A 10,683-nucleotide genomic window follows, 5' to 3' on the forward strand; every position below is an offset into this window, starting at 1 on the left:
GCACCGGACCGGGCGTCCCCATCCGGGTTCAGGACGGGCGGCCCGGCCGTGGCGGCAGGGTGGCGGGGACCGCGTCGGGACAGTGCTCGACGGCCTTGCGCAGCACGGCGAGCAGATCGAGGGGGCTGGTGTCCCCGGTGAGATGACGCCACTCGGTGGCGACCAGCAGGGGGATGCGCTCGGTCAGACCGAGGTCCGCCCGGCTGAACTCGCTCAGACAGGTGCGCGCCGCGTCGTCCAGGTCCATTCCGGCGCGGTGCAGATCGTGGACGCGGTCGCGCAGGGCGCGTACGTATCCCTGGTAGGCGATGACCTCGGCGGGGCCGACGAGCGGACCGTGGCCCGGCACCACGGTCCGCGGCCTCAGCTCGACAATGCGCTGGCAGGCGTCGACCACCCCGGCGAGGGGCCCGGCCCAGTGCACGGGGACATCACCCACGAACAGGATGTCGCCCGCGCACACCACCTGGCTGGCGGGGATATGGACGATGAGGTCGCCATGGGTGTGGGCGGGCCCGACCTCGATGAGTTCGACCGTCGTCCCGCCGACGGTCAGTTCCTCGCGCCCGCTGAAGACCCGGGTCGGCCGCCGTATCGCGAGTCCGCCGAAGTCGTAGCGACCGAAGTGCCCGAGGAGATAGCGGCCGAACGGGTCGGTCGCGTCGCAGGAGTCCAGCAGCGCCTGGAACCGCGCGGGCTCGGGCTCGGCGCACAGATGGCGCAGGTTCTCCTCGGTGCTGATCACCTCGGCCTCGGGGAAGAGCTGGTTGCCGTAGGAGTGGTCACCGTTGGCATGGGTGTTGATCACGGTGGAGATGGCGACACCGGGCGGCAGGACCCGTGCCGCGGCCTCCTTCAGCGCGGTGGTCAGCGCGGCCGTGTACGGCGTGTCGACGAGCAGCGCCTCGGACCCGGAGGTGACGAGGACGCAGTTGGCCAGTCCCCAGATTCCGGGGGTGCCGGGCATCCACACATGTATTCGGTCATCGATGCTGGTCAGGCCAGCGGAGCCAGGGCCTGTCCGATGGATCGTGCTGGGCTCGCTCATGGCGTCATTGTCCTGACGTCCCCGCCGCCCCGCGCCCCCGTCGCGGCGGGACGGGCCCGGATGGCTGATTCCCATGCGTCCCGGGTCCCTGACCGGCTGACGGCCGCGGCTCCGGCGGGACGGCTGCGGCTACGGCTACGGCTACGGCTACGGCTACGGCTACGGCTACGGCGGGACAGACGCGGCTACGGCGAGGCCGGAGCCGTTGGTCCCGCCCGGCCTGTGGGTGGGGCCCGCGCCCGGTCCCCGCCGGTCAACGCGCGCGCGGGGACCGCGCCCTACCGGAGGTCAGCCCGTGACGGCCACGAGGGCGTCGCGCGCGGAGAGGGAGGCGACCACCTCGTCCCCCTCGGACTCCTCGGTCGCGCGGAAGCCGAGCGAGGAGTAGAGGGCCGCGGCCACGGTGTTGTCGGGTTCGTAGGAGAGCCGGAGTTCCTGGCAGTCCGCGCGCTCCGCCAGCCATCGCATGAGCGTGCGCACCGCCGCCCGCCCCACGCCGGTGCCCTGGGCGCCGGCGTCGATGAGCATCCCGCCGATCCAGTACGAGCCGTCGTCGTCCCGGGCCCACATCACATGCCCGACGACCGTGCCGTCGGCGTGGACCGCGAGCGAGTTCCACACCTCCTCGCGCAGGGAGAGCAACAGATAGCGCGCGGCGGACGGCGGGACGAACCGGCGCTGGTCATCGGCGGGAACCACGTCCGCCACCGCACGCCAGTTCTCGTCATCCACCTGGAACAGCGCCACACGCCGTTCGGAGCGGTCCCTATATCCATAATCGATCATCCCCGCAGAATAGCCACAAGGTGGCAGGTACACGCAGGGCGGGGTCACCGCTCTGACCTGCACGAAGGCCGGGGCACGCCGCTGCCGTCGCGGGGCGGCCCGGCCCCGGCGATCCGGCCGCCGAGGCTCCGCGTCGCGTCGGCCGTCCCCTCGGCTCACTGATGCACACCCTGGCGCACGCCGCCCATACGCGTCATCCGGCGCCCCCGCACGCTGCGACCCGCGCCTTCCCGCTCCTTCCGGCGCGCCGGGAAGCTGATCGGGTTGTACGAGCATTCCCCCCTTCGGGAGGCAGTCATGAAGATCGTACGTTCCCTGATGGCCGTGGTCGCGGCGGGTGCCCTCGCCGCCGGAGCGGCCGTGGCGACGGCCACCCCGGCCTCCGCCCTCAGCTACTTCGACGACGGAAGCTTCGAGTACCCCACCGCGCCCGCGAACGCGTTCACCACCCTGGTCGACGGGCAGTCCATCGGCCCCTGGAAGGTGACCGCGGGCGGAGTGGACCTGATCGGCGCCGGGTTCTGGCAGGCGGCCGAGGGCGGCCAGTCCGTCGACCTCAACTCGGGCCGGGCGGGGGCGGTGTCCCAGACGTTCACCACCACGGCCGGCCGCCGCTACACGGTCACCTACGCGCTGGCCGCGAACCCGGAGGGCGGTCCGGCGGTGAAGACCGGCCGGGTGCTGGTCGACGGCCAGAACGTCCAGGACTTCTCCTTCGACTCCACCGGTAAGACCCGGGCCGCCATGGGCTATGTGAAACGCCAGCTGACGTTCGTGGCCACCGGGGCGTCGACCTCTCTCGGCTTCGCCAGCACGGTCGGCGGGGCCTATGGCCCGGTCGTCGACGATGTCCGCGTCGACTCCTGCTGCGCCTGTTCCTGTACCCCGGCTCCGTAGCGACTCTCCCGACCCCGACCGACGGGAGCGGTGGGCGGCCTTCCGGCCGTTACCGCTCCCGTCCCGCGTCTCCGGCGCTCCCGCGCGCCGGGAACGCCGTCAGCTCACCTCCGCGACCGCCTCGCGCAGCGCGGCGGCCCCTCGCCCGACGACCGGGTCACCGTGGCCGACGAGTACCGTGTCCGGCTCCAGGGCCGCCATTGTGCGCAGTGACCCGATCGCGCGGGCACGGTCGGTGTTGAAGACCCCCAGGATCGTCCGGCCGACGTTGGCGACCGTGTCGCCGGTGAACAGGAGCCCCGGTCCGGGCAGATGGAGGGCGATCGAGCCATCCGTGTGACCCGGTACGGCCACCACGACGGCGCCGCCGCCGAAGTCCAGCACATCACCGTCCTCGACTTCCCGGTCCACCCGGCAGGGTGGGGCCGGGGGCAGCCGGGGAACGGACTCGATGATCGGGATCTCGAACTCCTCCAGCACGGGCGGTGCGCCGATCCGCTCCCCTCGGATGACCGGCGCCTCCAGCCGGTGCGCGATCACCTCCACGTCATGGCGCCGGGCCAGTTCGGCGGCGGAGCCGGTGTGGTCCTCGTGCCAGTGCGTCAGCACGATCCTGCGCAGGTCGCCGTCGAGGGCGCTCTCGATCAGCTCCGTCTGGCCCACCGGGCCGGTGTCGATCAGGGTCAGTTCATCGCCGTCCCGCCAGAGATAGGCCGCTCCCACGAGGAAGCGGAACATCCGCAGCTCCGGTCGTACCTCAATGATCTCCATGGCCCCAGCCTGCGCTTCCTCGCCCCCGGGACGACACGGCCGTTCGCTCCCGGCTCAGCGGGTTCGCTCACAGCGTTGCCCGTCAGGGCAGGAGCGGGTCCGCGAGGACCTCGGCGAGGACGCGGCGCTGGACGCCCTCCGGGTCAGGGCCCGACATCCCGGCCATGGTCACCAGCGCCTTCCACAGGGCCCATCCCCGCGCCCTGCGCCAGGCGTCGTCGGGCAGCCCGGCGGCGTCACGGAAGACCCTCCGCTCCGCGCCGGTGAAGTAGGTCCAGGCCATGACGAGGTCACAGGCCGGATCACCGACACCGCAGGTGCCGAAGTCGATGACCGCGGAGAGCCGTCCGCCGGTCGTCAGGAGGTTGCCCACGGCGACATCCCCGTGGAACCAGGCCGGCCGCGCGGGCCAGGCGGAGGCCAGGGCGCTCGACCAGACCGCGCGGCAGGCCCCGGCGTCGACGGTGTCCCCGAGCGCGCGCAGGGCGGTGGTGAACTCGTCGTCATAGGCGCTGGGATGGCATCCCCGGAAGAAGGAGTGTGGTCCGGCGGCCGGACCGCCCTCGGCGGGCGCGGCCCGGAGCGCGGTGAGGAAGGCCCCGAGGTCCCGGGCGAGCCGGGCGCGGTCGATGCCCCCGGCGGCTTCGGCACTCCCGGCGGCCTCAGCCGAGTCGGCTGCCTCGGCCGCCTCAAGACTCAGCCCGGCCAGCCATCTCCGTACCGACCAGGGATGAGGGTAGTCGGCCGTCGGACGGCCCGTCGCGACCGGCGCGGGGACGGGCAGCGGCAGATGCCCGGCGAGCGCGGGCAGACAGCGGTCCTCCTTCTCGATGGCGGCCGCGTAGGCCGCGGCGCTCGGGAGGCGCACCGACAGCGCCGAGCCAAGCCGGAAGGTCCGGTTGTCCCAGCCCTGACGGGCCACGGGGGTGATCGGGAGCGCGCTCCATTCGGGGAACTGCCGTGAGATGAGGGTGCGTACGAGATCGGTGGTCAGGTCCATCACCCGCCCAGTCTGCGAACCCCCTCGGGCGCGCGCCAGCGAATATCAGGGCTGCGGGCGGCACACCACCGGAGTTGCTTGAGAGGCCACCCGTCCGCGCTGTGACGGCCCGGACTCCCGCCTGCGCCATGGCGCTCCGGGACGGTCGGAAACTCCTCGGCCGTATCCGGGCCAGGCACACTGGCCGAGATCTCCCAATCGTCCCGACGCACGCGGCGGGGAACAGCGCCCTCCGCGGCTACACCTCGCGGCCCAGGAAATTCAGCAACCTGGTCTGGGCGTTCGCGTCGGCGGCCGAGGGAACCTTGGCGCCGAACGCCCGCGGCATCCGGATGTCCCCGTCCTCCGGCAGCAGAATCTCCGTCGCCACGGCCACCGCTTCGGCATCCAGTACCTCGTCCTGGCCGGTCGCCCGCGCCAGATCCCATCCGTGGATCACGGTATCGGCACACGCCATCCGCCGGACGAACTCCTCGAACGGGATGGAGCCGAACTCCTCTCCCAGCAGGGCACGGGCCTTCACCGGGTCACGCAGGGCGGTCGTGACCTCCTCGGACGCCGCGTCCCACGCCTGAGCCAGGTCCTCGCCCCGGCCCGGCGCGGAGTAGCCGGATCCGTCCAGGCCGGCGACGGCGCGCCGGTGATTCGAGACCACGTGGGCCACGACGTCCCACGCCGTCCATCCCGGGCAGGGAGACGGATCCTCCCATCTGTCCGGCGGGCAGTTGAGGATCAGTTCTCCAAAACGCTCCGCGATCCGTCCGTAAAGCTCCGGCACTGACGATGCCACGTCGTTCCTCTTCCACTCATCAGGACAGCGATACGCCTGTCCGCCCCGGGGGCGCGGTCCGATCCACGCGTCCTCGAACCGCCGACGGCGAGCGATGCTCGCGAGGACGACGGTTCCGATCAGCCCGGCCGCCACCTGAGGATGAGGCCGACCACGGCGGGAGCGGCCCCTTCCGCCTCCCGGCCGGTGCCGAACGCGAGGATCGCTCCGACGGCGATCAGGACGGTGCCCCCTCCCAGGTCCGTCTTTCCTCACCCTACTGTGCGGCGAACCGCGTGCCGTCGACTCCCCGGGGCGGGCCGGTCCCGGCGCGGGCGGTACTCCGTACGGTCCCAACAGGGGCCGCCGTGGGGGCCCTTGACGACCGTGATTCCCCGGGTCGGCGGTCGCGCGCGGTGGGATGGGTACGGCGGCCGGTGCCGCGTCGCGCGCTTAGACTCGCGCCATGACGATCACCTACGCATGGCGGGGCGACTTCGAGAACGCGGCCGTCAACGCGCTGCACGCGGAGGGCTTCGGCCACCGGGCGCTGGACACCGACTGGCACACCCAGGTCCACCGGCACAGCCTCGGCTGGGTCTGCGCGCGGCGCGGCGGCGATCTCGTCGGCTTCGTCAACGTCGCCTGGGACGGGGGGGTCCACGCCTTCGTCCTGGACACCCTGGTCAGTCCGGGACTGCGGCGCAACGGGATCGGCGCCGGGCTGGTCGCGACGGCCGCGCGGGAGGCCCGCACGGCACGGTGCGAGTGGCTCCACGTCGACTTCGATGACCATCTGCGCGAGTTCTACTTCGACGCCTGCGGTTTCCGGCCGACGGACGCGGGGCTGATCGCCCTCTGAGGCCGTCCGGCCCCGGCGGGAGCTCAACCGGTCACCGACGCCCTGGGGCTGCTGCCCTACGCCAACGGTGTGCACGACGACTCCGACCCGGGACGGCGTCCGCTCATCCACCGGCTGGTCGCCGACGGCACCCTGCCCACCGCTCACTGCACGGACGACGGGGTCGGCCTCCGGGGCACGGAACTGGTCGAGGCGGTCACGGAGCTGCCGGGGAAGGGCGCCTGTCTGGTGCGGCGCGACGGTGACCGCGCGGTCGAGGAGCGTTGGGAGCCGCGGCCGCTGATCACCCCGCGCCGCCGGCACTGACCCCCTCCTCACCGCTGCGCATCACCCCGGCCCTCGCCCTGTCCCCCACTTCACGATCACGCGGTAATCGAGTTTGACTAGTACGTGGAGGCGGGGTACCGTTCTCGCATTAGTCAAACTTGATTACATCAAGGAGAGTGCGTGCCCCAGCTTCCCGACGCCGGATACGTCCCCACCGACGACGAGATCGCCAGCGTTCATGCCTGGTTCGCCGAGTACGACGCGGCCGCGGCCCGCCGGGACATCGAGCGGATGGCCGATCTCGCGGTCTTCCCGCTCAATCTCGTCAGCGACAACGCCGCCGGTCAGGGCGCGTCCGCCCAGTGGGACCGGCAGCAGTTCGTGGCGACCATGACGCAGGTGATGGGTGAGGGGGCCGAGGACATCACCTTCGAATCGGTCCGCACCCCTGTCTTCCTCAGCCCGGCGATGGTGATCGTCTTCACCGACTCGACGATGACGGCCGGGGGCGAGACCCAGCGGCTGCGGTATGCGGACGTCCTCATCAGGCGCGAGGGCCAGTGGGCGTTCCAGACCATGCTCCAGGGCGGCTGGGGCGACAACCTGAGCTGACCTCCGGCCCGGTGGGTGTCGAACGGACCGGCCGTTCGACACCCCCGGGTCCGGCCGTGCGTCAGCCGTCGTCAGCCGTCCGTCAGCCGGGGCCCGGCCGCTGGCGAAACGGGGGCGGGCTTACGGGGCCGCAGCCGCGGACGGGTGAGGGCGACCGACACGCGGCAGCCGTCCGACGGCGTTCACAGCGACGCTCCCCGGCCATGCTCCACCCCGCTCGCAGGAGGGGCCCTGGGGCACGCACGCCGCCACCCCGCGTACCCTCGAACGGCGGGAAAGCGGGAAGGACACCATGAGGCTCCAGGGAGAGGGCGCCGTGATCGCGGCGGTCGCGGTGGGTGGCGCCCTCGGCTCCGCCGCCCGGTACGCGACCACGCTGGCCTGGCCCGCCCCGCCCGGCTCCTTCCCCACGGCGACCCTCGTGGTCAACGCCGTCGGCTGCGCCGCCATCGGCGTCCTCATGGTGGTCATCAGCGAGGTGCGCACTCCCCACCGGCTGGTACGGCCGTTCTTCGGCACCGGAGTGCTGGGCGGCTTCACCACCTTCTCCGCCTACACCGTCGACATCCAGCAACTGCTGCACGGCGGCCGTACCGGCCTCGCGCTCGTCTCTCTGCTGGGCACCGTGGCGACGGCGCTGGCGGCGGTGGTGACAGCGACCGCCGTCACCCGCCGTCTGCTCGTCCGGGGGACGGAGCTGACCGGCGGGCTCCAGCAGGCCGAGGAGCGGTCGTGAACTGGCTGCTCGTCATCGGTGGCGCCCTGGTCGGGGCGCCCCTGCGCTATCTGACCGACCGGGCCGTGCGGTCCCGGCACCGTACGGGGCTGCCCTGGGGCACCCTCGTGGTCAACACCGCGGGCTCCCTGCTCCTGGGTCTGCTGACCGGCGCCGTCGGATACGGCGCCGCCTCCGGCTCGGCACAGCTCCTCCTGGGCACCGGCTTGTGCGGCGCCCTGACCACCTACTCGACCTTCTCGTACGAGACGATGCGGCTCGCGGAGTCGGGAGCGCGGTTCGCCGCGCTGGCCAACGTCGTCGTCAGCGTCACGGCCGGACTCACGGCCGCGTTCGCCGGGGCTCTGCTGGCCCGGGCGCTCTGGGCGTGATCCCCGGCACCACCGCGACGCGCTACGGGCGGCGCACCCGCCGCAGCAGCAGGGCGTTGGCGGTGACGATCACGGTGGAGGCGCTCATCAGCAGGGCGGCCCACTCGGGCCGGAGCAGAACCCCGTACGCCGGATAGAGGGCGCCCGCCGCGATGGGGATGGCGAGCAGGTTGTAGATCGCGGCCCAGAACAGGTTCTGCCGGGTCGTGCGCCGTACGGCACGGGCGACGGTCAGGGCGTAGCCGACATCGGCGGGGTCATCGCGGACCAGGACGACATCGGCGGTCTCGACCGCCACGTCGGTGCCCGCGCCGATGGCGATCCCGGCGTCGGCGCGGGCCAGTGCCGGGGCGTCGTTGACGCCGTCACCGACCATCGCCACCGCCGTGCCATCGGCCTGGAGCCGCGCGATGGCGATGGCCTTGTCCTCGGGGAGCACATCGGCGATGACGGTGTCGACCCCGGTCCGCCGGGCCACCGCCTCGGCGGTGCGGGCCTGGTCGCCGGTGAGCATGACGGTATGGATGCCCGCCCGGCGCAGACCGGCGATGGCGGCGGGCGCCGTGGCGCGGACGGCGTCGGCGACGGCGACCAGGCCCAGGAGCCGCCCGTCGGCGCCCACATGGATCGCGGTCCTGCCGTCGGCGGCCAGCTCCCGGGCCCGTTCGCCGAGGGGCGCGGTGGCGATGCCCTCGCGTTCCATCAGCCGGGCGTTGCCGATCACCACGCGCACCCCGTCCACCTGGGCCGTGACCCCGTGGCCCGGCAGGGAGTCGAACCGCTCGGGAGGTGTGACGTCCAGCCCCTGGGCGCGGGCCGCCGCCACGATGGCCTCGGCGAGGGGGTGCTGGGAGGGCTGGTCGGCGCGGGCGGCCAGCCGGAGCAGTTCGGTGGCGTCGACGCCGTCGGCGGGGACCAGGTCGGTGACCGAGGGGCGGCCGTCGGTGAGGGTGCCCGTCTTGTCGAAGACGACGGTGGCGACCCGGGCCGTGCTCTCCAGCGCGGTGGCGTTCTTGAAGAGCACACCGCCCCGGGCGCCCTGTCCGACGCCGACGGTGATCGCGGTGGGGGTGGCCAGGGCCAAGGCGTCCGGGCAGGCGATGACGATGGCGGAGACGGCGGCGGTGACCGCGAAGGCGGTGCCCTCGCCGCCGAGGAGGGTCCACGCGGCGAAGGTGAGCGCGCCGGCCGACAGGGCGACGTACACCAGGTACTTCCCGGCGGTGTCGGCCAGTCGCTGCGCGGGGGCCCGGGATGCCTGGGCGTTGCGCACCAGCTGGACGATCCGGGCCAGGGCGGTGTCGGCGCCGACCGCCGTCGCGGTGAAGGTGAACGCCCCGGTGGTGTTGATCGTGCCGCCCACGACGGTCGAGCCGGGGCGTTTGGCGACGGGGACCGGTTCCCCGCTGAGCATCGACTCGTCGACATAGCTCGCGCCCTCGGTCACGGTCCCGTCGACGGGGACCTTCTCCCCCGGTCTGACCACCAGCCGGTCGCCGGTGACGACCTCCTCCAGCGGTACCCGGACCTCGGCGCCCGCGCGCACCACGGTCGCCGTCGCGGGTGCCAGGTCCAGCAGGGCCTCCACCGCGCGGCCGGTGGCGTAGCGGGACCGCGCCTCAAGCCAGTGTCCGATGAGGCTGAGCGACGTCAGCATCGCGGCGGCCTCGAAGAACACGTCCTCGGTGCCGAGGAACACCGCCACGACGGAGTAGAGATAGGCCACCAGCACCCCGGTGGCGATCAGCGTCATCATGGTGACCTCGCCCCGGCGCAGCGAGCGGGCCGCCGAGGAGAGGAAGGGCCAGCCGCCCCACCCCACCACGAAGGTGGCCAGGATCAGTCCGAACCAGCCTTCGGAGAGGCCGAACGGGGGCGCGGCGGTGATGCCGAGGCTGTGTCCGACCGGGGAGAACAGCACGATCGGGACGGTCACGGCGGCGCTGATGACAAAGCGGCGGAACAGATCCCTGACCATGGCGGAGCCGTGCTCGTGCTGATGACCGTGCCCGTGTTCCTGGTCCCGTGCCTGGTCGTGTTCCCGCTCGTGTCCGTGGCCCCGCGCCGCCGGGCCCGTGCGCCCTGCCGGAGGCAGCGGTGCCGGGCCGCTCGCCAGGACGTCCGCCGTCGCGGGCATCCGGTCGCCGTCGCCGACCGCCGGATGGCCGGGCTGGCAGCAGGAGCCGTCCCGTCCCCGGCAGCCGCAGGCGTACCCGGCGTCGGCGGCCGCCGCCCGCAGTCGTCGCGGGTCGGTGTGGCCGGGGTCGTAGCCGAGGTGCGCGACGGACCGGGTGCGGTCCATCCGTACCGATGTCACACCGGGCAGGGCGGCGAGAGCGCGTTCCGCCCCGGCCAGTTCCGTACCGCAGGAGCAGCGTTCCAGGGCGATCTCCGCGACGCGGGCGGCGCCCCGGGCCGTCCCCGGGGCCGTCCGGCTCTCGGCGTCCTGGCCCTGACTCATCGGCTCCTCCCGCCGGTGCCCTGACGGCACCGTACGGCCGGGGCGGGCCGTTCGCGCGCCGGGGCGGGTCGGTCGGGTGGCTCCCCTCCCCCGGCGGTACGGG

11 protein-coding genes and 1 pseudogene are annotated in these 10,683 nt (G+C 73.1%); 6 read left to right on the forward strand and 6 right to left on the reverse strand.

Translation table 11 applies throughout. From position 1 onward, the window contains the following. Nucleotides 1–28 precede the first annotated feature (28 nt). Nucleotides 29–1,048, reverse strand: coding sequence for an MBL fold metallo-hydrolase (locus ACFVIM_RS28060; RefSeq protein ID WP_384306899.1), 1,020 nt, complete (start codon nucleotides 1,046–1,048; stop codon nucleotides 29–31). A 288-nt stretch (nucleotides 1,049–1,336) separates the two neighbouring features. Continuing rightward, nucleotides 1,337–1,834: a GNAT family N-acetyltransferase gene (locus tag ACFVIM_RS28065; protein ID WP_384306902.1), complete on the reverse strand. Its 498-nt coding sequence runs from the start codon at nucleotides 1,832–1,834 to the stop codon at nucleotides 1,337–1,339. A 297-nt stretch (nucleotides 1,835–2,131) separates the two neighbouring features. Here ACFVIM_RS28065 and ACFVIM_RS28070 point away from each other — a divergent pair, with 297 nt between their 5' ends. Then, nucleotides 2,132–2,731: a choice-of-anchor C family protein gene (locus tag ACFVIM_RS28070; protein ID WP_384306904.1), complete on the forward strand. Its 600-nt coding sequence runs from the start codon at nucleotides 2,132–2,134 to the stop codon at nucleotides 2,729–2,731. A 99-nt stretch (nucleotides 2,732–2,830) separates the two neighbouring features. On the opposite strand, the gene ACFVIM_RS28075 is transcribed toward ACFVIM_RS28070, so the two are convergent. The 3 genes from ACFVIM_RS28075 to ACFVIM_RS28085 all read right to left on the reverse strand — a co-directional run bounded on the left by ACFVIM_RS28075 (nucleotide 2,831) and on the right by ACFVIM_RS28085 (nucleotide 5,547). Further along, on the reverse strand, nucleotides 2,831–3,502 hold the full coding sequence (locus tag ACFVIM_RS28075) for an MBL fold metallo-hydrolase (protein ID WP_384306907.1): 672 nt from the start codon (nucleotides 3,500–3,502) through the stop codon (nucleotides 2,831–2,833). Between the two features lie 82 nt (nucleotides 3,503–3,584). Then, nucleotides 3,585–4,502 carry an aminoglycoside phosphotransferase family protein gene (locus tag ACFVIM_RS28080; RefSeq protein ID WP_384306909.1) on the reverse strand — a complete coding sequence of 306 codons (918 nt, stop codon included), beginning with the start codon at nucleotides 4,500–4,502 and terminating at the stop codon, nucleotides 3,585–3,587. A gap of 238 nt (nucleotides 4,503–4,740) precedes the next feature. Next, nucleotides 4,741–5,547, reverse strand: a complete 807-nt coding sequence (locus ACFVIM_RS28085; RefSeq protein WP_384306912.1) for a TIGR03086 family metal-binding protein — start codon at nucleotides 5,545–5,547, stop codon at nucleotides 4,741–4,743. 190 nt (nucleotides 5,548–5,737) lie between these two features. Between ACFVIM_RS28085 and ACFVIM_RS28090 the strand changes: the two genes are divergently transcribed. The 5 genes and pseudogenes from ACFVIM_RS28090 to crcB all read left to right on the forward strand — a co-directional run bounded on the left by ACFVIM_RS28090 (nucleotide 5,738) and on the right by crcB (nucleotide 8,119). Continuing rightward, on the forward strand, nucleotides 5,738–6,133 hold the full coding sequence (locus ACFVIM_RS28090) for a GNAT family N-acetyltransferase (protein WP_384306915.1): 396 nt from the start codon (nucleotides 5,738–5,740) through the stop codon (nucleotides 6,131–6,133). 24 nt (nucleotides 6,134–6,157) lie between these two features. Beyond that, nucleotides 6,158–6,439, forward strand: a pseudogene (locus tag ACFVIM_RS28095) (peptidase E); the annotation flags it as partial. 141 nt (nucleotides 6,440–6,580) lie between these two features. Beyond that, nucleotides 6,581–7,012, forward strand: a complete 432-nt coding sequence (locus tag ACFVIM_RS28100; protein WP_384306917.1) for a nuclear transport factor 2 family protein — start codon at nucleotides 6,581–6,583, stop codon at nucleotides 7,010–7,012. A 292-nt stretch (nucleotides 7,013–7,304) separates the two neighbouring features. Next, complete coding sequence (locus ACFVIM_RS28105; RefSeq protein ID WP_384306919.1) at nucleotides 7,305–7,748, forward strand: fluoride efflux transporter FluC; 444 nt, start codon at nucleotides 7,305–7,307, stop codon at nucleotides 7,746–7,748. Then, nucleotides 7,745–8,119, forward strand: coding sequence for a fluoride efflux transporter CrcB (crcB, locus tag ACFVIM_RS28110; protein WP_384306921.1), 375 nt, complete (start codon nucleotides 7,745–7,747; stop codon nucleotides 8,117–8,119). The genes ACFVIM_RS28105 and crcB overlap by 4 nt, the downstream gene beginning before the upstream one ends. A gap of 22 nt (nucleotides 8,120–8,141) precedes the next feature. Here crcB and ACFVIM_RS28115 read toward each other — a convergent pair whose 3' ends face one another. Further along, a complete protein-coding gene (locus ACFVIM_RS28115) occupies nucleotides 8,142–10,580 on the reverse strand; it encodes a copper-translocating P-type ATPase (protein ID WP_384306924.1) in 2,439 nt (812 codons plus the stop codon). Nucleotides 10,581–10,683: the final 103 nt, after the last annotated feature.

It is taken from the genome of Streptomyces sp. NPDC057638 (genome assembly GCF_042800315.1).
Taxonomy (GTDB): domain Bacteria; phylum Actinomycetota; class Actinomycetes; order Streptomycetales; family Streptomycetaceae; genus Streptomyces.